Annotated in this window: 12 protein-coding genes and 1 pseudogene; 5 read left to right on the top strand and 8 right to left on the bottom strand. The window is 39.8% G+C overall.

Features of this window, described 5'->3' with window-relative positions; genetic code table 11:
- Positions 1-41: 41 nt before the first annotated feature.
- The gene (gene gap, locus AA977_RS04290) at positions 42-1,040 is read right to left on the bottom strand and encodes a type I glyceraldehyde-3-phosphate dehydrogenase (RefSeq protein WP_064434716.1); all 999 of its coding nucleotides are present in this window, start codon (positions 1,038-1,040) and stop codon (positions 42-44) included.
- A 144-nt stretch (positions 1,041-1,184) separates the two neighbouring features.
- Between gap and AA977_RS04285 the strand changes: the two genes are divergently transcribed.
- From AA977_RS04285 to hofG, 5 genes are all read left to right on the top strand, one after another.
- Complete coding sequence (locus AA977_RS04285) at positions 1,185-1,877, top strand: Bax inhibitor-1/YccA family protein (RefSeq protein ID WP_021435830.1); 693 nt, start codon at positions 1,185-1,187, stop codon at positions 1,875-1,877.
- 97 nt (positions 1,878-1,974) lie between these two features.
- Positions 1,975-5,232 (top strand): carbamoyl-phosphate synthase large subunit, encoded by a 3,258-nt coding sequence (gene carB, locus AA977_RS04280; RefSeq protein WP_064434715.1) that lies wholly within the window; start codon positions 1,975-1,977, stop codon positions 5,230-5,232.
- Positions 5,233-5,236: 4 nt separating this feature from the next.
- On the top strand, positions 5,237-5,668 hold the full coding sequence (locus AA977_RS04275) for an L-threonylcarbamoyladenylate synthase (RefSeq protein ID WP_064434714.1): 432 nt from the start codon (positions 5,237-5,239) through the stop codon (positions 5,666-5,668).
- A 250-nt stretch (positions 5,669-5,918) separates the two neighbouring features.
- Positions 5,919-8,360, top strand: a complete 2,442-nt coding sequence (locus AA977_RS04270; protein WP_064434713.1) for a TonB-dependent receptor domain-containing protein — start codon at positions 5,919-5,921, stop codon at positions 8,358-8,360.
- Between the two features lie 323 nt (positions 8,361-8,683).
- Complete coding sequence (hofG, locus tag AA977_RS04265) at positions 8,684-10,228, top strand: outer membrane beta-barrel protein HofG (RefSeq protein WP_064434712.1); 1,545 nt, start codon at positions 8,684-8,686, stop codon at positions 10,226-10,228.
- Positions 10,229-11,224: 996 nt separating this feature from the next.
- Here hofG and alpB read toward each other — a convergent pair.
- From alpB to flgD, 7 genes and pseudogenes are all read right to left on the bottom strand, one after another.
- Complete coding sequence (gene alpB, locus AA977_RS04260) at positions 11,225-12,811, bottom strand: Hop family adhesin AlpB (RefSeq protein ID WP_064434711.1); 1,587 nt, start codon at positions 12,809-12,811, stop codon at positions 11,225-11,227.
- Between the two features lie 21 nt (positions 12,812-12,832).
- Positions 12,833-14,395 (bottom strand): Hop family adhesin AlpA, encoded by a 1,563-nt coding sequence (gene alpA / locus AA977_RS04255; protein WP_064434710.1) that lies wholly within the window; start codon positions 14,393-14,395, stop codon positions 12,833-12,835.
- 1,137 nt (positions 14,396-15,532) lie between these two features.
- Positions 15,533-17,551 (bottom strand): ATP-dependent helicase, encoded by a 2,019-nt coding sequence (locus AA977_RS04250; protein WP_064435198.1) that lies wholly within the window; start codon positions 17,549-17,551, stop codon positions 15,533-15,535.
- A gap of 9 nt (positions 17,552-17,560) precedes the next feature.
- Positions 17,561-18,699, bottom strand: a pseudogene (locus AA977_RS04245) (Eco57I restriction-modification methylase domain-containing protein).
- A 27-nt stretch (positions 18,700-18,726) separates the two neighbouring features.
- A complete protein-coding gene (locus AA977_RS04240) occupies positions 18,727-19,290 on the bottom strand; it encodes a hypothetical protein (protein WP_064434709.1) in 564 nt (187 codons plus the stop codon).
- A 51-nt stretch (positions 19,291-19,341) separates the two neighbouring features.
- Positions 19,342-21,159, bottom strand: coding sequence for a flagellar hook protein FlgE (locus AA977_RS04235; RefSeq protein WP_064434708.1), 1,818 nt, complete (start codon positions 21,157-21,159; stop codon positions 19,342-19,344).
- Positions 21,156-22,142: a flagellar hook assembly protein FlgD gene (flgD, locus tag AA977_RS04230; protein WP_064434707.1), complete on the bottom strand. Its 987-nt coding sequence runs from the start codon at positions 22,140-22,142 to the stop codon at positions 21,156-21,158. Before flgD ends, AA977_RS04235 begins: the two co-directional genes overlap by 4 nt.
- Between the last annotated feature and the right edge of the window lie 27 nt (positions 22,143-22,169).

The raw sequence follows: 22,169 nt of genomic DNA, 5'->3' as shown, positions 1-22,169 counted from the left end.
AATTTAATGTTAAACAAGCTCAAAAAGATTCGCAAAATGACTCAATAATGACACATAAACCGCGCCATATCCACCAAACGATTAGAATACCCCCATTCATTATCATACCACCCCATGATTTTGACCATATTCTCTAGCGTGAAAGTCAAATCAGGCGCGACAATGACGCTATGCGGGTTAGAAATAAAATCAGAGCTGACCCTTTCTTTCAAATCTATCTCTAACACGCCTTTTAAAGCCCCTTTTGAAGCTTTTATTAATAATTCATTGATTGACTCTTTAGGAGCTTTTTTTTCCAAAAACAAGCTCAAATCTATCATGGAAACATCAAGGCTAGGCACCCTCACGCTATGCCCATGCATTTTATTTTTGAGATTGGGTAAGACTTTATGCAAGGCTAGAGCGGCTTTAGTGCTTGTGGGGATAATGTTGCTTGCAGCCGCTCTAGAGCGCCGTTTGTCTAAAGGGTGGGCTAGATCAATGAGTTTTTGATCGCTCGTGTAGCTGTGAATGGTCGTTAGCATGCCCTCTTTAATACTAAAAGCTTTATCTAAAATCGCGCAAATGGGCGCGATAGCGTTAGTCGTGCAAGAGGCGTTAGAAACAATGGCTTGATTTTGATAGAGGGAATGATTGATGCCATAGACTAAAGTAGGGTATTGTTTCTCATCGTATTCGCCGATAAAGGGAGCGGATAAAAGCACCTTTTTAGCCCCAAGCAAAAGGTAATTTTCTAACATTTTAGGCTCTAAAAATTTCCCAGAACACTCTATGATAACATCCACACCCTTTAAGTCTTTAATGCCACTAAAAACAGGGATTTCTAACGATCCGATAATAAGTTTATGATTAGAGTAATGCACTTCTTTAAAAAGTAGCCCATGCACGCTGTCATGCTCCAAAAGATAAGCCAAAATTTCCCAATTAGCAGGGTCGTTGATGCCTATCACTTCTAAAGGGGGAGTTGTGTCGCTACGCTCCAAAATCGCTCTTAAAACGCATCGCCCAATGCGGCCAAATCCATTGATAAAAATTTTCATCGTAACTATTATCCTATTTTTAGACTTCAATTTCAATTTTTAGGGGGTTTTGTTTGGTATTTTACTACATTTTGCGCTATTATATTGGACCTAGCTATAGGGTTAATTAAAATTATTTATTGAGTTGAATTCAAGGAGTAAGACATGGCGTTGTATGACAGAGCGAATTCTCGCAGTGCGTATGCAGAAGATTCTTTATTGCATGAAAGCGAGCTAGTGAATTTTGTTAAAACGACTTATAAGTTCTTTGCGGGTAGCTTGTTACTAGCGACTGTTGGAGCGTTATTGGGTTTAATGAATTTTCAAGCCGTAGTGCAGTATAAATGGGTATTTTTTATCGCTGAAATTGCGGCGTTTTTTGGTTTGATGTTTTCTAAATCCAAACCTGGGTTGAATCTCTTCATGCTCTTTGCTTTCACTGCGTTATCAGGGGTTACTTTAGTTCCTTTGTTGGGTATGGTGATTGCAAAAGCTGGTTTAGGAGCGATCTGGCAAGCTTTAGGCATGACGACTATTGTTTTTGGTTTGATGAGCGTGTATGCGCTTAAGACTAAAAACGACTTAGCGAATATGGGTAAAATGCTCTTTATCGCTTTGATCGTGGTGGTGGTGTGTTCGCTCATTAACTTGTTTTTGGGTAGTCCTATGTTTCAAGTCGTCATTGCGGGAGCGAGTGCGGTTTTATTCAGCCTTTATATCGCTTATGACACTCAAAACATTGTCAAAGGCATGTATGATAGCCCCATTGATGCGGCGGTGAGCTTGTATTTAGACTTTTTGAATGTCTTTATTTCCATCTTGCAAATCATTGGTATTTTTTCAGACAGAGACAAATAGTTTGAAAAAATAGGGGGGAAATAACGCAAAAACCCAACTTAAAAATATTTTAACATTGATAACGCTTCGTTTATATTTTCTTTTTTAAGGATTGTTCATGCCTAAACGCACCGATATTTCCAATATTCTATTGATAGGCTCAGGCCCTATTGTGATCGGGCAAGCTTGCGAATTTGACTACTCAGGGACTCAAAGCTGTAAAACCTTAAAATCTTTAGGTTATAGAGTGATCTTAATCAATTCTAACCCAGCCACCGTGATGACTGACCCTGAATTTTCTCATCAAACTTATATCCAGCCCATCACCCCAGAAAATATCGCCGCTATCATTAAAAAAGAAAAGATTGACGCTATTTTACCCACAATGGGCGGGCAAACCGCTTTGAATGCGGTCATGCAAATGCACCAAAAGGGCATGTTAGAAGGCGTGGAGCTTTTAGGGGCTAAGATTGAAGCGATTAAAAAAGGCGAAGACAGGCAGGCTTTCAAAGAAGCGATGTTAAAAATCGGGATGGATTTGCCTAAAGGGCGTTACGCTTATAACGAGCTAGAAGCCCTAGAAGCCATTAATGAAATTGGTTTTCCAGCCATTATCAGAGCGAGTTTCACGCTGGCTGGGGGAGGGAGTGGGGTCGCTTATAATATTGAAGAATTTCAAGAATTGGCTAAAAACGCCCTAGACGCTTCGCCTATTAATGAAATTTTGATTGAAGAGTCCTTATTGGGTTGGAAAGAATACGAAATGGAAGTCATACGAGACAGCAAGGACAATTGCATCATCGTGTGCTGTATTGAAAACATTGATCCCATGGGCGTTCATACCGGCGATAGCATCACCATCGCTCCAAGCCTGACTTTAACCGATAAAGAATACCAACGCATGCGCGATGCGAGTTTTGCGATTTTGAGAGAAATTGGCGTGGATACGGGCGGGAGCAATGTGCAATTTGCGATCCACCCAGAGACTTTAAGAATGGTCGTGATTGAAATGAACCCACGAGTGAGCCGCAGTTCTGCGCTAGCGTCAAAAGCGACCGGTTTTCCTATTGCAAAAGTGGCTACCATGCTTGCGGTGGGCTTTAGTTTAGATGAAATCAAAAACGATATTACCAACACCCCGGCGAGTTTTGAGCCTAGTTTGGATTATATTGTGGTCAAAATCCCTCGCTTTGCGTTTGAAAAATTTGCCGGTGTTTCTAGCACTTTAGGGACCTCTATGAAAAGCATTGGCGAAGTGATGGCCATAGGGGGGAATTTCTTAGAAGCCTTACAAAAAGCGTTATGCTCTTTGGAAAACAATTGGCTAGGGTTTGAGTCTTTAAGTAAAGATTTAGAAACTATAAAAAAGGAAATCCGCCGGCCCAATCCCAAACGCTTGCTCTATATCGCTGATGCGTTCAGGCTCGGCGTTTCTGTAGATGAAGTGTTTGAATTGTGCCAGATTGACAGGTGGTTTTTATCTCAAATTCAAAAGCTAGTCAAAGCAGAAGAAAGCATTAATTCTAGCGTTTTAACGGACGCCAAAAAATTAAGAGGGCTTAAAAATTTAGGCTTTAGCGATGCAAGGATTGCCGCTAAAATCAAAGAAAATGAAAATTTAGAGGTTAGCCCTTTTGAAGTGGAATTAGCCAGAATCAATTTGCAAATCACGCCCAATTTTGAAGAAGTGGACACTTGCGCGGCGGAGTTTTTATCGCTCACGCCTTATTTGTATTCCACCTATGCCCCTAACCCTTTGCCCCCCATTTTAAAAAAGGAAGAAAAGAAAGAAAAGAAAATTTTAATCATAGGCTCTGGACCTAATCGCATTGGTCAAGGCATTGAATTTGATTATTGTTGCGTGCATGCAAGCTTTGCTTTAAAGGATTTAAACATTAAAAGCGTCATGCTCAATTGCAATCCAGAAACCGTTAGCACGGATTATGATACCAGCGATACGCTCTATTTTGAACCCATTCATTTTGAATGCGTGAAAACCATCATTCAAAGAGAACAAGTGGATGGCATTATCGTGCATTTTGGAGGACAAACCCCTTTAAAACTCGCTAAAGATTTAGCCAAAATGCAAGCGCCCATTATTGGCACGCCTTTTAAAGTGATTGATATTGCAGAAGACAGAGAAAAATTTTCCCTCTTTTTAAAAGAGCTTGACATCAAGCAGCCTGAAAACGGCATGGCTAAAAGTGTTGATGAAGCTTATAGCATTGCTAATGTGATTGGTTTCCCTATCATTGTGCGCCCTAGTTATGTGCTAGGGGGACAACACATGCAAATTTTAGAAAATATTGAAGAATTGCACCATTATTTAGAAAGCATAACGCATTCTTTAGAGATTAGCCCTAAAAACCCTCTCCTTATTGATAAGTTTTTAGAAAAAGCGATTGAATTAGATGTGGATGCGATTTGCGATAAAAAAGAAGTCTATATTGCCGGCATTTTGCAGCATATTGAAGAGGCCGGAATCCATTCAGGCGATTCCGCTTGCTTTATCCCTTCTAATCTAAGCCCTAAAATTTTAGATGAAATTGAACAAGTGAGCGTGAAAATCGCTTTGCATTTGGGCGTAGTGGGGCTATTGAATATCCAATTTGCTGTGTATGAAAACGCGCTTTATTTGATTGAAGTCAATCCCAGGGCCAGTAGGACCGTGCCTTTTTTAAGCAAGGCTTTAGGCGTTCCTTTAGCCAAAGTAGCGACTAGGGTGATGGTGTTAGAAGATTTGAAAGAAGCCCTTAAGTTTTATGATAAAAAAAATATAGTAGAGTATTCTAAAGGCGTTTATAAGCCTAAAATGCCCCATTTTGTGGCTTTAAAAGAAGCGGTTTTCCCCTTTAATAAACTTTATGGATCGGATTTGATTTTAGGGCCTGAGATGAAAAGCACCGGCGAAGTGATGGGGATTGCTAGATCTTTAGGGCTTGCTTTTTTCAAGGCGCAAACGGCTTGCTTTAACCCGATTAAAAACAAGGGGCTTATTTTTGTCTCTGTTAAAGATAAGGACAAAGAAGAAGCATGCGTTTTAATGAAGCGCTTGGTTGAGTTGGGCTTTGAATTGTGCACCACAGAAGGCACGCATAAAGCTTTAGAAAAAGCCGGGGTAAAGTCTTTAAAAGTGCTTAAAATCTCTGAGGGCCGCCCCAATATCATGGACTTGATGATGAATGGGGAAATCAGTATGGCTATCAACACCAGCGATCACAAATCTCAAGATGACGCCAAGCTCATTCGCGCTTCTGTGCTTAAAAACCATGTGAGTTACTTCACCACTTTAAGCGCGATAGAAGTCTTGCTTTTAGCCCTAGAAGAAAGTCCCAAAGAAGATGCACTATTGGCCTTACAAGATTATTTAAAATAATTTGATGGCGTTAGTGTATTTGGCTCAAAGCGATACCACTATCGGCTTGCTTTCTAAAGATAGCGAAAAACTCAACACTTTAAAAAAACGCCCTAAAAACAAAAGCGTTTTAATAGAAAGTGCTGATTTTACCACTTTAAAAAGCCTAGTGCGCGCACCCAATGCCTTTAAAAACCTCATTAGAAGAAGCGCTAAAACCACTTTTATTTATCCTAATTCAAAGGCTGTTCGTGTGATTAAGGGTAGGCATGGGGATTTTTTAAAGCGTTTTAAAACGCTTTATAGCACTTCAGCCAACCTCACCCAATGCGCTTATGATAAAGAGATCGCTTCCAATCTCGCTGATGTGATTGTGAGCGATGAAAGGGGTTTGTTTGAAAGCGCTAGCTCTAAAATATTCAAACTCTATAAAAATAAAAAAGTGAGAATAAGATAAAAATTATCAATAAAAGAGCTTGACGCTAGTCAAGTGATAATTTCTTAAAAAAGCGGTCTTCTCGGGCTAGGGGGTTTCTTAAGGGGGAGAGTTAAGTGCAAAACACACCCTATCCCCTTAAGGAAATGAGTTTTTATACCATAAAATAAAGTAACCGAGAAAAATCTTGTCCAAAAAATAACACTTTTTTAGTTATAATAACACTTTTGTTTTTTAAAAAACAATAATTATTATAAATAGGATTTTAAGAATGAACGATAAGCGTTTCAGGAAATATTGTAGTTTTTCTATTTTTTTGTCCTTATTAGGAATGTTTGAAGCAGAAGCCAAAGAAGAAGAAAAAGAAGAAAGAAAGGCAGAAAGAAAAAAAGATAAGAACACCCAACACACTCTAGGCAAGGTTACCACTCAAGCGGCTAAAATCTTTAATTACAACAACCAGACAACCATTTCAAGTAAAGAATTAGAAAGAAGGCAAGCCAACCAAATCAGCGACATGTTTAGGAGAAACCCTAATATCAATGTGGGCGGTGGCGCGGTCATAGCGCAAAAAATTTATGTGCGCGGTATTGAAGACAGATTGGCTAGGGTTACGGTGGATGGCGCGGCGCAAATGGGCGCGAGCTATGGGCATCAAGGCAATACGATTATTGATCCTGGAATGCTTAAAAGCGTGGTGGTTACTAAAGGAGCGGCTCAAGCGAGCGCAGGGCCTATGGCTTTAATTGGCGCGATTAAAATGGAAACTAAAAGCGCGAATGATTTTATCCCTAAGGGTAAAGATTATGCGATAAGCGGGGCTGCAACTTTTTTAACCAACTTTGGGGATAGAGAAACCGTGATGGGCGCTTATCGTCATAATCATTTTGATGTTCTTTTGTATTACACGCATCAAAATATCTTTTATTATCGTGATGGGGATAATGCGATGAAAAATCTTTTTGACCCTAAAGCGGATAATAAAGTTACAGCAAGTCCTAGCGAGCAAAACAATGTGATGGCTAAAATCAATGGTTATTTGAGCGAAAGAGATACCCTAACGCTCAGTTATAACATGACCAGAGATAACGCTAACCGCCCTTTAAGAGCGAATTTTACAGGCACTTTTTTGCCCTATTCTTGCGGTGATTTTAACGCTTTCCCAAACGAGAAAAACCCTAGCGATTGTTTGTTTGAAAATGACGCTAGTTTGTTTAAAACTTATAGCGTCAATTTAGTGCATAATGTGAGTTTGAATTATGAAAGAGAAGGGGGGAGTCGTTTTGGCGATCCTAAATTAAAAATTAATGGTTATACGAGCGTTAGGAATGTCCAAATTGACCCTCTTTTCAGGCCTAATGACATAGCGACCATCATTCCTTTTGCCCCAAGCTTACAACCCTCTCAAAATGAAGAAAACAAATGCGTGGCTCAAGGGGGTATTTATGATGCTATTAAACAAACTTGTGCCATTACTTTTAAAAGCCTTGGAGGGGGGTCTGTTGTCGCTAATAAAAATTTATTCATCATCAATTCCGGGTTTAATGCGAATGTGATCCACACCATAGACCATAAGAATGACAATCTTTTGGAATACGGGTTGAATTATCAAAATTTAACCACTTTTGATAAAGCGATCCCTGATAGCGAATTAGTCAAACCGGGCGATGCCCCTGACGCTTGCTTAAGGATTACAGGACCCAATGATCCTAACATGAACGGGCGCTGCCAACGGAATGGCGCTACTGCAAATGTGGTTGGGGTGTATGCACAAGCGAACTACACTTTGCACCCTATGGTTACTTTAGGAGCAGGGACTCGTTATGATGTCTATACTTTAGTGGATAAAGATTGGCAATTGCACATAACCCAAGGGTTTAGCCCTAGCGCGGCTTTGAATGTCTCGCCTTTAGAAAATTTGAATTTCAGGCTTTCTTATGCGTATGTTACTAGAGGCCCTATGCCTGGAGGCTTGGTGTGGATGCGTCAAGACAATTTGCGCTATAACCGAAATCTAAAGCCAGAAATTGGGCAAAATGTGGAATTTAACACCGAATACAGCAGTCAGTATTTTGATTTTAGAGCCACCGGTTTTGTCCAATTAATCTCTAATTACATCAATCAATTTTCTTCAACGCTTTTTGTAACCAACTTGCCCGCACAAGATATTATTTATGTGCCGGGCTATGAAGTTTCAGGGACGGCTAAATACAAGGGCTTTTCTTTAGGCTTGAGCGTGGCGCGATCATGGCCTTCTTTAAAAGGGCATTTGATCGCTGATGTGTATGAATTGGCGGCTACGACCGGCAATGTGTTTATTCTAACGGCAAGCTATGCAATCCCACGCACCGGGCTTAGCATCACTTGGCTTTCACGCTTTGTTACTGATTTGGATTATTGCTCTTATAGCCCCTATCGTAACGGCCCTACGGATATTGACAGACGGCCTAGCAATTGCCCTAAAACGCCCGGGATTTTTCATGTGCATAAGCCCGGTTATGGGGTGAGCAGTTTTTTTGTCACTTACAAGCCCGCTTACAAAAAACTTAAAGGGTTGAGCCTGAACGCTGTGTTTAACAATGTTTTTAACCAACAATATATTGATCAAGCAAGCCCGGTGATGAGCCCTGATGAACCCAATCAAGACAAATATGCAAGGGGCATGGCAGAGCCTGGCTTTAACGCTAGATTTGAAATTTCTTACAAGTTTTAAAATTTGAGCGTTGGTGTGGGGGGACTATTTTCTTTTAAGCGATCAAAAAGTAAAAAAATAAGAGCGCTCATACAAAAAGAATAAAGCTAAAAATGAGGGTTTCGTGTGGTGGGTCTAATCAAAAATGGACATTCTTTAAAAGTAACAAATATATGATTTTAATTATTTAATTTTAAACCAAGTTATAATCAAGGGTTGTTTTTTGTAAAATAGGGTTGTGGATTTTAATTAATTATTTTAATTTTTAAGTTGTTTTTGATTATAATTATAATCCTAACAAAAAGGATTAACAAAGACTTACAATTAAAATTAGGGAGAGTTGAATGAGGCAAGAAAAGTATTTCCTGACTTCTTCTTTATCGCTTTTATCGTTTTTATTATGTCCTGTGGAAGCTTTTGATTATCGGTTTAGTGGTCGCGTGGAGAACTTTTCTAAAATTGGTTTTAACAATTCTCAAATCAACACTAAAAAAGGGATTTATCCTACTGAAAGTTTTATAGATATTGTAACTTTAGCGCAAGTCAAAGTCAACTTGCTCCCCAAAGGCACTGAAAACCATAGGCTTTCTGTTTCTTTGGGCGGGGCAATTGCAGCCATTCCTTACGATAAAACTAAGTATGATATTAACCATGCTAACGGGAAGATTTTTGGCTCTATTGTAGAAAATTTCATTGGGGGCTATCATGGATACTTTTTCAATAAGTATCTTGGTCCTGCTTATGCGGGGACTTCCCAATCAGCGAGCTATCATGCAAGGCCTTATGTGGTGGATACCGCTTTTTTGCAATACGACTACAAAGATGTTTTTGGGTTTAAAGCGGGGCGCTATGAAGCGAATATTGATTTTATGAGCGGTTCTAATCAGGGGTGGGAAGTGTATTATCAGCCCTATAAGACTGAAACGCAAAGGTTAAGATTTTGGTGGTGGAGCTCTTGGGGTAGGGGTTTAGCGTTCAACTCTTGGATTTATGAGTTTTTTGCGACCGTGCCTTATTTGAAAAAGGGAGGCAACCCTAGTAACAGCAACGATTTCATCAATTACGGCTGGCATGGGATCACCACGACTTATTCTTATAAAGGTTTAGACGCTCAATTTTTTTATTATTTTGCGCCTAAGACTTATAACGCTCCTGGTTTTAAACTGGTTTATGATACGAATAGGAATTTTGAAAATGTGGGCTTTCGCTCTCAAAGCATGATCATGACGACCTTCCCTTTATATTATAGAGGGTGGTATAACCCAGAGACAAAAACTTATAGCTTAGAAGACAGCACGCCCCATGGCTCGTTGTTAGGGAGAAATGGGGTTACTTTAAACATCCGTCAGGTTTTTTGGTGGGATAATTTTAACTGGTCCATTGGCTTTTATAACACCTTTGGCAATTCAGACGCTTTTTTAGGCTCTCACACGATGCCAAGGGGTAATAACACTTCCTATATTGGTAATGAAATCTCAGTAACGACTAGGCATGCTGGAATGATTGGCTATGATTTTTGGGATAATACGGCTTATGATGGGTTAGCAGATGCGATCACTAATGCGAACACTTTCACTTTTTACACTTCTGTTGGAGGGATCCACAAGCGTTTTGCATGGCATGTTTTTGGGCGTATCTCTCATGCGAATAAGAATGCGTTAGGGCAAGTGGGGAGGGCTAATGAATATTCCGTGCAATTCAATGCGAGCTATGCATTCACTGAATCCATTCTCCTTAACTTTAGGATCACTTATTATGGGGCAAGGATCAATAAAGGCTATCAAGCAGGGTATTTTGGAGCGCCCAAGTTCAATAATCCTGATGGCGATTTCAGTGCCAATTACCAAGACAGAAGCTACATGATGACCAACCTCACGCTCAAATTTTGATTTTAAAAGATTTGTTTAAAGAAGCGGATATTTGTGGGGTTAGATCTAGTCAAATTCTTAGAAGAAGCCCTAAAAATTTAATCAAGTGGTAGCGTTAAGATTACTACTAAAACTATCGCTATAAAAATAACTTTCCAAAAACGAATTTCATGGTGGTGTTTCCCTAACGGAGTGTCGTCCGCTTGCATTTTCCTAACCCATTTATCCTAACCGCACGAAAAACTCTGTTCTTTAGGGCGAGAAGATGCAAGCGCATAGCCGTTAGGCTATATTTAAACTAAAAGATAGCCAAATACCTCCAGTCTTTTTAGGGCAAGAAATGTCCATGTAGACTTTAAAGAGCAAAGCTTTTCATGTTAGTGTCCGTTGGTTAGCGTTTGTTGGGACGCTTCAGTTAGGAAGCTCCTTGCTTTAGGAAGGGGCGGTTTCACTCAATGTTTTACTTTGCTCCAATTGGGCATGATCATAAAAAATGTTTTTAGCATTTTTTACAATCAATACTAAAGAGCTTGCACAAGCAAGCGATAACTCCTTGAAGCGGTCTTCTTGGGTTAAGAGGATACTTAAAGGGGGTTGTAGGGGGAGAATGGTTTCAAAATATCCCCTATCCCCTTAAAAATGAGTTTTACCATAAAATTTAGAATGATAAAACAAAGTTTTAAACCACAGAAACCCTAAAGCCTTGAGCGTTTGATCACTTCACCATTAAAGCGTTCTTGGGAGATAATCCCAATATTTGACAACATTTGATAAATATTTTGGGTTGTTTTTCTAAGTATAAAAATTTTAAAGCGTTAAAAAGCTTTTTGAATAATAGTTATTAATCAAGCGTTTTAAAATCTCAATAAGTTTTGAGCGTTAAGCTTTTTGTGAGTGGCAGCTTTTAATCAAGCGTTCTTAGGGGGTTAATCTCAATATTTTATAAAAGGATTTAGATCATTTTTGGAGAGGGGTTAAAGGGTTTCGTTCAAAGCCTATAAAAGGCCTTGAATTTTTTTAAAAGGCGTAGCCATAAACCCAATACACGCTATAAGGGCGGAAATATTTCACTTCAGCACCGCCAGCTTTATAGTAAGTGTTGTAAATCGTAGGGATTTGCACACCGATTTCTATAGAATGCTGGTTGTGGCTTTTCAAGTCTTTTTTCAAGATACCAAAGTTCATGCGTAAGCCCAAGTCAAACAAGAACTGGAATTTTGTAGCGGTAGGTTTGTTTGCAAGTTGAGGGCTATTTCTTAGCGTGCTGATATAGGTATCCCCTGCGAGTTGGATCCCCCCAAAGAAGCCCGCATTAAGACTTCGGCTACCAAAAGAGCGGCTAAACACATTGTAAAGCACATCAGTCCCCACCCCATAAGTGAGCAGATTGACTTGATTGTAAGTAGGGCCATTACCCACGCCCGCGCCATTATAGCTGAAGAAGCCATAGTAGCGTAAACCCACATTCTTGTTTTCTCCAAAGAATTGCTTATAACCGATTTTAGTGATAAACCCATTAAACGCATTCACTTGAGAGCTGTTACCGGCAGCGAAATTCCCAAGCCATGGGTTGGCTTTAAGCTCGTTATTCAAAGCGGTAACTTTAGCCAAAGTGTTTGTGGTGTTGTTTAACAGCTGGGTGGAACGCACCTGATTAATATCGCCACCATAGCTCACTTGATAACCGGTTGAATTGCTGATGTTAGCGTTGTTGGCTAAGGTTAAAGCGTTTTGAGAATCATTGACGATATTTTGCACCAAGCTAGTGAATTCCTTAGCGCTCAAATCATTCCCGGCGTTGGCAGAGTTGAAGACATGTTGCGCTAAAGCGGCATCCAAAAACGCTGTTGCAGCCCCGCTATCACCGCTTGGCCCCATAGTGATTGAAGCTTGCTTCAGGATGTAAGCGATTTGTTGGGCAGTAACCCCATTCCCATAAACTTGATTGGTGTTATTTTGAAAAATCCCACCCGCTTGGTTATTGGCGTTTAAGAACGAGTTCATGTAAGTCAAATAAACGCTAGCGGTGTTAAGCTCGCTGAGTTGGTTGGAGAGGTTTGCGCTCGTGGTGTTGTTATCGCCTTGAAAAATATTATTTTTGATTTGCTGACCCAAGGTTTTGATAGAGCTAACCATGTTGTCATAAAGTTGCAAGTTACCTTGGAAACAAGAACCACTGTTAGTAGTAGTGGCAGTGGTAGCACCACTAGAGGCTGTGCCGTTACTACCACATTGTTGAATGCTTGAAGTGTTCAAAGTAGGATACAAATCAATCAAATTGCCCAATTGGTTCATAAAAAGGTTACCCAAAGTCCCAGCGACATTGCCTCCTGTGCCTGCAACATTAATATTGGTGTTGTTTGTTGTGGTGGAGTTTAACAAGCCTGCTAATTCTTCAGCTTTGATCTTACCCGGGTTTTTCACTTGCTGGACCACCTGACCTAATTCATAACCAAAGGTCATAAAGCCCCCATCTTCTTCAGCGCCCAATGGGTTGAAACTCAAGCTTAACGCTAGGCTTAAAGGGGCTAAGAATCTTACTTTTTGAGATTGTGTCATTAAATTTTCCTTAATCATTTTGAATGGCTTTAAATTTTGTTTCATGTTTGTCTCTTCCCCCCTTTCTTAGAATGAATACCCATAAGACCAATAAACGCTATAAGGACGGAAATACTTCACGGTAGTCCCTGCGGATTTATAATAAGTGTTATAAATCGTAGGCACCACTACGCCAAATTCCACCGTGTGCTGGTTGTGGCGGTTGGATTTCCCGTCTAATTTACCGAAGTTCATGCGCATACCGAAGTCAAAGAGGAATTGGAAATGCGTGTTATTGACTGTGCCATGCAATTTCACATTGGGGTCATCTCTGAGCGTGGATTGGACGGTTTCACCGGCTAATTGGATACCGCTAAAAAAACCCATATCCACAGAGCGGTTTTGATACGAGCGGCTAAAGATATTATACAACACATCAGTGCCTACCCCATAAGTGTATAACCCTACGCTATTTTGAGTGGATCTAAAGCCCACGCTCGCTCCGTTATAAGAAAAGAAGCCATAATAGCGCAAGCCGATATTCCTTTTCTTCCCAAAGAATTGCTTATAGCCTATTTTGGTGTAAAAGCCGTTCATGATATTCGTTGAACGGCTGTTCCCGGCTCTGAATTGAGGCAAGTAAGGCATGCTTCTGACTTGATTGTTGAGCGCGTTGATCTTATTCAAGGTTACTTCTGCGTTGTAAAGAGCGTTAGGGAGCTGACTAGCGCGCGTGTTCACAGCGTTGGCTTGGTTGCTATTTATCTCAGCTCTATTAACTGCACTCCCACTAATGGTGTTTTTAGTCAGCTCGTTATAAACCGCTTGAGATTGATCAATAATGCCTTGCACCAAACCTGTAAAAACCGCTGAATTGAATTCTTTATTCCCAATATTGGCGGCTACGGCAGAGTTGAAAGCTTCTAAGAGCAATTCATCTTGCTTGAGCAAGTTCGCTGCGCTATTGAGAATGGTTTGTTGTTCTTTAAGGTATTGAATGGCTTGTGTAGAGTAAGTTTGACCATTTTGACTAGTTGCACCACTTGTACCACTACTAGTGCTTCCATTATTCTTAGCTATTGACTCTAAAGCGTTGTTCATCGCATTAAAAAACACATTCCCTGCATTCAAGTAAGTGAGTTGCTGTTGCATGTTAGGGAAATTGGTGTCTGTGCCGTAGTTGGTTTGGCTGCCAATCGTGCTTAAAACCCTGTCAGTCAAGCTAGGGAGCCAGTAATAGCCCGCAGCGGTACAAGCGCTTTGAGTGTTGAGAGAACTGCTACCAGCCGTCCCTGCAGCCGCGCAAGTCCCATTGCCTACTGCGCCTTGTAAAAGAGCGTTCGCAGCCACATCATTACCATTAAGCTTCTCTGGATAAGCCCCTAAAAGCGAATAAAGGTATTGAGAGAAAGCGTTGCTCAACGCCCCTGCGACATTGCCTCCGGTGTTGTTGTTGAGAATGTTGTTCGTAACATCAGCGTTAAGCTCTCTGGCGAGTTCGTCCCTTTTAGTGCCACCTGGGTTTTGGACATCTTGCATGACTTGCCCAAGCTGATAACCGACGGTAAAAAACCCTCCATCATCTTCTGCATAACTTATGCTAGCACAAAGGGCTAGACTAAGAAACAGCGTTCTATTTTTCTTTATCATAATTTTCCTTATCAATGGGATGCTCCTTGATTGAAGTTTAAATTCAGGATTTAGTTACATCAAAGCTTGCAAATAGTGTTTAGTAATACAAATTATTAGATGTAATTGTGATATTCTCACATAATAAAAATTAAACTAACCTTAAAAAACCCCTTTAAAACCCCTTATCAAGGAAATAAAGTTACAACAATTGGAGCGTTTTTACAAAAAAAAAAAAACGGGATTTTATAGGGGGTTAGCGTTAAATTTTTGGGGTTTTACAAAACGCTTTTTGGCATTTCTAAGTTTTTTAATGTAAAATCACGCCAACGCAAATAGTCATTTTAAGTTATCTCTTTTGTTGTGAAAATTTGGAGCATGTTAGGGTTTGGGGTAATAGTGGGTGGTTATCCCGGAAAGGAGATAACCAACTATGAAATTACTATTAGTGATCATAGTTTTAATGGCCACCGCAACGCCATTATACTAAAATTTTGGCTCTAGCGCAAGCTAGAGTTAAAATCTATGGTTGCTAGCGTTTTGTTTGACTAGCGTCAAGCTCTTTGATTATTGGTTATAAAAACACTTTCAATATCTTTTGAGATTTTTTAATGTAAAATCGCACTAACGCAAATAGTAATTTTTAGGTTATCTCTTTTTGTTGCGGTTATTTGGAGCATGTTAGGGTTTGGGGTAATAGTGGGTGGTTATCCCGGAAAGGAGATAACCGACTATGAGATTACTATTAGTGATCATAGTTTTAATGGCCACCGCAACGCCATTATACTAAAATTTTGGCTCTAGCGCAAGCTAGAGCTAAAATCTATGGTTGCTAGCGTTTTCATGCTTTCTTAATATTTTATAAAAATCCCACTTACGCTATAATACTCAAACGATATGACATGGTAGTAGTCCTAGTGTTAAACGAATTTGGAGTAATTAGTTTACAAACTGATGGGTTGGGAGATTGTAGTGGGTGGCACTCCGTTAGGAGACACCACCATGAAATTCGTTTTTGTAGCGATAGTTTTAGTGGTTATCTTAACACTGCCACTTTATTAAAAACGAGCTCTTAAGAGTTCTCAGCTCTTAGGGGCTTAACTATCGCTATAATCGTATCATCTTTTGCTTAAACAAACAACAAAAATTTTTACTATCTTATTGTGGTTTCAAAAGCCCTGCTTCATACAGAAACACCGAAGGCTTATGCTCTTTAGGTTTGGCGTTTTCCCTCAATTCATTTTTCGCATAAGAGAGCCATAAATTTTCTTTAGCCCTTGTGATAGCGACATAAAAAAGCCGCCTTTCTTCTTCAATGCCCCCACCGGTATTCATAAGCTTATGGTTAGGGAAGCGCCCTTCCATTAAATCAATGATATAAACATCCTTAAATTCCAAGCCTTTAGAAGCATGCACGCTCAATAAATTCACGCCCTCGCCTTGCGTGGCTTCATTTGAGCCTATTAAAGTGCCGTTTAAAAAACGCCCTAAATCCTGGTAATTTTTCGCCAAAGAGATCAGTAATTCCATTTTTTCATTGAAGCGTTTTTGCGCTTGGAGTTTTTTAAATTCGTTATAAGATCCGTCCTTATTCTTGGAGCGCTCTTTTAAAAGGCGTGTTTTAATCGTCTGAAAAAACGCGCTTTCTATGGTGTGTTTGATTAAAGCGCTAGGGGAATTAGGGGCATGGGTGTAAAGGGTAAAAAAATCGCTTAACATTTTAGCCCCATTGAGTGAGATTTTAGGGTGCATCAAAACTGGGTGCGAATGGAACGCTTTAGCTATCACGCTATTAAATCTTGAGCTGTTTTCTAAAGCAAAAATTTCTTCAAAAAGCCCCATGGAGGTGATTTCTTTTTTCTTGGTGTAAATTTTGGCTTCTTTATTGGGGTGGGTTAGGGCTGATTTGAGATCCCCATTGCCTAAAAGCATTAAGGCTTCATGAATGTCTTTAGCGGTGTTAGAGCCAATATCATTCGCATAGCTTAAAACATGAATGGCTGCCATAATGTCTTTAGGGTTAAACACCAGCGTGCAAATATCTAACGCTAACGCCACTTCTTTGGATTCAAAAAAACTCGCGCTCCCCTTTCTTTTGCTTGGCACATTGTTAGCTCTTAAAGCGGCTTCTAATTGATCCGCGCTAGCATTATTCCTAAAAATCACTGCCACTTCTTTAAAGTTCTTTCGCATCACAATGCGTTTGGCGATGTCTTGGCATTGCGCGATATTGTCGTTGTAATTTAAAAGCGTGGGCTTGTTAAAATCCCCTGATTTCACCACTTCTAAATTTTTAGGGTAAATGCGTTGGTTGTGCTGTATCACTTGGTTAGCGAGATCTAAAATTTCTTTAGAAGAGCGGTAGTTTTTAGTGAGCGTGAACACCCGGGCGTTTTTGTATTTTTGAGTGAAATTAGAAATGATAGAAATATCCGCCCCGTTAAAAGCGTAAATACTTTGATCGTAATCGCCCACGCAAAACAAGCTTGGAGGGTTGATAGCGTCTAAAATGGATTCTTGTAAGGGGTTGGTGTCTTGAAATTCATCGCAAAGCACTTCTTTATAAGGGCTAGGCGTCTCTAGCATCGCTTTTTTAAAGAGCAGTAACAAATCGTTATAGTCAATATAATTGTGCTTTTTTTTGGTGTTTTCAAATTCTTCTAAAATGTTTTCATAAAAGGTGGCGTATGGGGTGTGTTCAGGGTTTTTATTAGAAAGCCATGCGCTAAAATCTTCTTGTTTTAGGGCGTTGGTATAAAGAGAATAAAGGGCGTATAAATGCTGCGAAGTGTAGGGCTTTTTATCGTCATCTATGGCGTTTTTAGTGTCCACAATGCTTTCTAAAAGCTTTCTTAATTCTTTGGGTTGTTTTAAGCTTAAGTTAGGGTAATGCTCTTTTAAATAGCGATACGCCACCGCATGGAAAGTGCCAGCTTCAATTTTTGAGCTTAATTTGGAATATTTAGCCACCCTTGCAATCATTTCACTACTCGCTTTATTGGTGAAAGTCAAAAGCAGGATTTCTTCAGGCTTGATGCCGTTATCAAGCAGGTGTAAAATGCGCCCCACAATCGTAGAAGTCTTTCCTGTGCCAGCGCTTGCAATGATTAAATTATGCCCTTGTAAAGCCGAAGCCGCTTTTAATTGCTCAGGGTTTAATTGTAAGGTTTCTAGCACCATTTATCCTCAAAAATCTTTAGGCAAAAGAGCGTTTTCTAAAGAGCGTTGCGAGAATAAAAAACGCCCGTCGCACACAAAGCCTAATTCCTGCCAGTTGATGGCGTTGAGTTTATCGCAGAGACTTTGCAAATCTAAATTTTGGTTATAAGGGAATAGAGCTAAAATAGAGCCGTCATAATTAGGGCATTGGTGGATAAAAAAAGGGTTTTTTTGGCGCGTTTTGGTGTTGACATAAATGCGTTTTTTAGGGGATATGTGATGCATTCTCCCCCACTCAAACCAATTATTTTCATTGAATTTTTTAATCTTTCTTCCCATCAAGCTTTCTTTATGCTGGAGTAAATAATCATTAGGTTCATCCACAAAAACCATTTTTTCTAAAGCGTTAGTTCTTCTCGTGATTGAGGTGACAAATTCTAAATTCCCATGCTTTTCGTTTTTAAAAATTCTATCGCACCCGCTCACTGCCCCCACCTTGACCTGAAAAACCTCGCTTAATTTTTGCTGTAGGATTGGTTAAGGAAATACAAAATGCCTTTTTTGCACTCAAATTGCAAACCATCGTTGGTGATTCTACTGAAATTACGCTTACAAAAACGAAAAATCACGCAATTAGGCATGGCGTTTGGGAAAATCTTTTGATCGCCCAGTTCAAAAAAATGCGTTATCGTGCCTTCTTTATAGATAAATTCGTTTAATTTCACGCTGGAAGTGGATTTCAAAAAATCCCTTGGGGTGATGAAAATCAATTCGTCTTTAGGTTTTAAATGCTTGATGGCTTTTTCTATGAAAAACAAGTAGAGGTTACTCCTTTCATCAAAAAGGCTGTAATTGAGTTTTTCTTTGGTGCTTGGGGCAATATCCTTGTGCTTGACATAGGGCGGGTTACCGATAATCGTGTCAAATTGGTTTTCTAAAGGGTAGTCAAAAAAGTCCATGCAAAGGGCATTTTTAGGGCAAATTTTAGGATCGATTTCAATCCCCACAGCCTTTTTTAAGTGCTTTAAAAAACTCCCATCGCCCACACTTGGCTCTAAAACGCTCCCTTGATTTTGCCTTAAATGGAGCATGAAATCCACTATATTGTTAGGGGTGAAAACCTGCCCTAAGGTTTTAACATCTAATTGATACAAAAAAGTCTCCAAAAAATTCTCTTAATAAATATTAGCCCTTCATTTCACGCTTTCAGCTAGGGCGCTTAAAATGAAGTTTTTATTTTCCATAAAGCTTCTTTGAACGATTTCTCTGTTATTATCCCACTTGCATTGAAAGGGCAAGTTATTGGGTTGAAAAGTTTGAATACCCTTTAAAGAATTGATAAAAATATCTTTAGGATCGTTTTTATTGATTATTAAAAAATAATAATCTCTGTTGGTGTTTGTGCCTAAGTTTTTATGAAGTTTTTGGAAATATTTCTCCCATGCAATTTCATTATTGAACTCCGGCAATAAGCCACACAACGCATAATAAATCCCTAATTTGCAATTAAGATTGTCGGCGGTTTTGGTGGTAGTGATTTTAATGTTAACGGGATAAAAAATATCGTTTTCTTCAAAACCAAAATCCCACCACTCTCTGGCTTTTGGCAGTTGGATAGAAAAAGGACCCTTGATGGTGTTTAAAATTTCTTCTTCATTGACAGATGAATTTAAACGCCAGTCTTGTAAAGGTTGGGACAAACTATAAGGGTTTGTTCTTAAAAATTCTGCAATTTTGCTAAGCTGTGTGGGTATCATTAATATCCTTAATCAAAGAGGGTATTTTACCACACTCCTTATTTTAGCCTCTTATTTTTTCAAGCTAATGGCTTCTTTAATCATGTCATCGCCCGCGCCAAAGGCTTTAGCGTTCATAGAATAGCCTCTTTGCATTAAAATGAGATTGGTTAGGGCGTTCCCAGCATTCACATTGCTCGTTTCTAAATATTTATGCCTGATTTTCCCAAACTTGAGCTTACCCTCTTCGTCCCACCCTAAAATAGGGTTACCGCTTAAGGGTCTGTTTTCGCCATTGATCGTGCCTTCTTGCATTTCATAGAGGTTGCCGCCGATTTTCCTTAAGCCTTGATCATTAGTGAAAGCCAAAATCCCAATGCGAGCGACCGGCTCTACCACTCCATTACTAAAAGCGAGAGAAATCACGCCATTTTCTTCAATGCGCATGTCTCTAAAAATACCCCTAGGCTTGCCGTCTTGACTCGCTTCTAAGAGTTTAGAGTCTTGATAAGTCAAATCGCTAGAGTCATGGTTTTCGCTTTTATCTAAAGAATAAGTGAGCTTATTACCCTTAAAATCCAAAGTCATGGGGGCGGCTTTCATCTTATGCGTGGCTGAATCAAAGCCGATAATTTCCCAAGTAGGCTCATTGATAGGGGTTTTATTTTTAGGATCCACGATATAGCTTTTCACTTCCCAAGTTTGGTTTTTCCTTTTACTCGTGGGGCTTGATGTGGGATCGTTGGAATTAGTCATGTAATATTCGCTTTGAAGCAAGTATTTATCCCCGGCTTTATCATAAATATCCACTTCTGTGCTGTAATAAGGGATTTTAATCGCCACTGAATCCCTGCTAATACCCTTTTTCAACTCCATTTCATTTGCATTCAAGCCCAATTTATCCGCAATACCCCCACTCAAGCTAAAAGTGATGGGCGTTTCGCTAGGGTTAGCGATCTCTAGTAAAAGGGGGGGCTTTTTGGCGTCTTTTTCGCTTTTGATGAGGTTTAAGTCTAGCCCGGTTTTTTCTTTAAAGAGTTTTTGCAAATCGCCTAAAGTTTTGAATTGGTTTTCCCCTTTTTCAGCGTCCCCATAAGTGAAAACAAAATCTTCTTTTTTGCCATTTTCTTTTTGGATACTGATGTTTAATTTACGATTGGTGATCGCATCTATAGGTTCGTTATCATCGTTCGCTAGGGCGTTTATATCCTGGTTTAAAAAACGCTCTTTAATCACTTCGCCCTTGTCGTTTAAAAGGAATTCTTGAGCGCCCTTTAAATGGTCTTTAGGGTTTAGATTCACGCTAATACCCACTTTCGTGCTAAGCACCGGTTGGTAAGTGAGATCTTGGGGGATTTGTAAGGGCGAAAGGGTGTTGCCATGCAATTTTTCAATGTCTTCATCTCTAGCCGTGGAATTGAGCGTGCCATCTTTGATTTTTTTCAAATCAATACCATAGACATAATAACCCTCTGGGGTTACTAAATAGCCATCAGCGTCTCTGGCGAAATTGCCCGCACGAGTGAGAAAATTATCCTGTTTTTTGCTAAAGCCATCTTTATTAATGGTCATTTCCCCGTTTTTATTAGGCCCTATCACAAACCAACCTTTGCCTTGATACGCCATGTGGAATTCCCCTTCACTAGGCATGTATTCCCCATCTTTATTAGAAAGCACATTCCCTGAGCCTGTAACGCCGTAATTTCGGTCATTAGCCACAACGGATTTGGCGTTCAAAGCGTCTAAATGCGAAGAAAACAAGGTCTTAAACTCCGGATCATTGGAGCGATAGCCTAAAGTATTGACATTGGCGATATTGTTAGAAAGGCTGTCAATACCAAACTGGTGGGTCTTAATCCCGCTATAAGCGTTTAATAAAGTGTCATTCATGCGGTCTCTTTAGAGAGGGTTTGGGGTTGTTTTTGCTCTGAGAGTTTTTGATTAGGGGCTTTTTGTTCAAGCGGTTTTTGATCAGCAATGGGCTTTTGATCGGAGAATTTCTGTTCTAGTGGTTTTTGATCAGAGAATTTTTGCTCAATGGGCTTTTGATCTAGTGGTTTTTGATCCGGTTTATAAAACTCTATCGCGCTGTCTATGGGCAAAATCATTTCGCCCATTCTTAGCATGGGTTTGCCTTTGTCAAAAATCACGCTTTCCACCTCGCCCCTACCAATGCGCGTTTGCAAATACTGCTTGCTTTGTGAGTCTAGATTGTATTCAGCCTTGATCTTATAATTGCCTTTAGGGACTTTTTCGCCCTTTTCGTTTGTGCCGTCCCATTCAAAATGGATATACCCCTTTTGCCCGTTATAATTTTTCAAAGAAATCGTTTTGACTAACTCGTTGTTTTCATTCAGGATTTGAATGGCTGGCACTCCTTTAGAAGCGTCAATTTTTTCATCAAAAAAGAGCGAAAAAGAAAGCTTGTTGTTGCCATCAAAATTCGCCCCGCTCACATCGGTTTCAGCGATTTTACCTATCATGCTCACAGAATTAAGAGCGCTCACTTCCCTTAAGGCGTTATTGGCTTTTAGGCTATCGTCCATGCCTTTATTCAAGTTTTCCATCGTGTCTTTTAGAGCGCCTTGAAAGTCTTTTAAAGATTCGTTAGTTTCTTTATTGGATTTCATGGCACTTGCAACTTCTTGCATGGTCTTTTTATTTTCTTCTTGCATTTCCACTTGCGTGAGTTGGGCGGTTTGGGTGATGATTTTATCCGTTTCCATGGGGGCGGTGGGGTCTTGATTTTTCAATTGCTCTAAAAAGAGTTTCATGAAAGCGTCTTTATCCAACCCATTAGCGATTTGTGGCTGCTCTTTTTTCCTTTCTTGTGCGGCTTTAGCTCCTGTAACTTCTGCTAAATCAATGGCCATATCTTCTTCCTTATTAAAGATGCCCTA

It is taken from the genome of Helicobacter pylori (genome assembly GCF_001653455.1).
Lineage (GTDB): Bacteria > Campylobacterota > Campylobacteria > Campylobacterales > Helicobacteraceae > Helicobacter > Helicobacter pylori_A.
Note: the sequence above shows the minus strand (reverse complement) of the source record. Positions and strands in the feature narration are given on the sequence as shown.

Bases quoted from the DNA above. Each gene is read 5' to 3' on its own strand.
- gap (WP_064434716.1), bottom strand. From the start codon at position 1,040: ATGAAAATTTTTATCAATGGATTTGGCCGCATTGGGCGATGCGTTTTA.
- AA977_RS04285 (WP_021435830.1), top strand. From the start codon at position 1,185: ATGGCGTTGTATGACAGAGCGAATTCTCGCAGTGCGTATGCAGAAGAT.
- carB (WP_064434715.1), top strand. From the start codon at position 1,975: ATGCCTAAACGCACCGATATTTCCAATATTCTATTGATAGGCTCAGGC.
- AA977_RS04275 (WP_064434714.1), top strand. From the start codon at position 5,237: ATGGCGTTAGTGTATTTGGCTCAAAGCGATACCACTATCGGCTTGCTT.
- AA977_RS04270 (WP_064434713.1), top strand. From the start codon at position 5,919: ATGAACGATAAGCGTTTCAGGAAATATTGTAGTTTTTCTATTTTTTTG.
- hofG (WP_064434712.1), top strand. From the start codon at position 8,684: ATGAGGCAAGAAAAGTATTTCCTGACTTCTTCTTTATCGCTTTTATCG.
- alpB (WP_064434711.1), bottom strand. From the start codon at position 12,811: ATGAAACAAAATTTAAAGCCATTCAAAATGATTAAGGAAAATTTAATG.
- alpA (WP_064434710.1), bottom strand. From the start codon at position 14,395: ATGATAAAGAAAAATAGAACGCTGTTTCTTAGTCTAGCCCTTTGTGCT.
- AA977_RS04240 (WP_064434709.1), bottom strand. From the start codon at position 19,290: ATGATACCCACACAGCTTAGCAAAATTGCAGAATTTTTAAGAACAAAC.
- AA977_RS04235 (WP_064434708.1), bottom strand. From the start codon at position 21,159: ATGAATGACACTTTATTAAACGCTTATAGCGGGATTAAGACCCACCAG.
- flgD (WP_064434707.1), bottom strand. From the start codon at position 22,142: ATGGCCATTGATTTAGCAGAAGTTACAGGAGCTAAAGCCGCACAAGAA.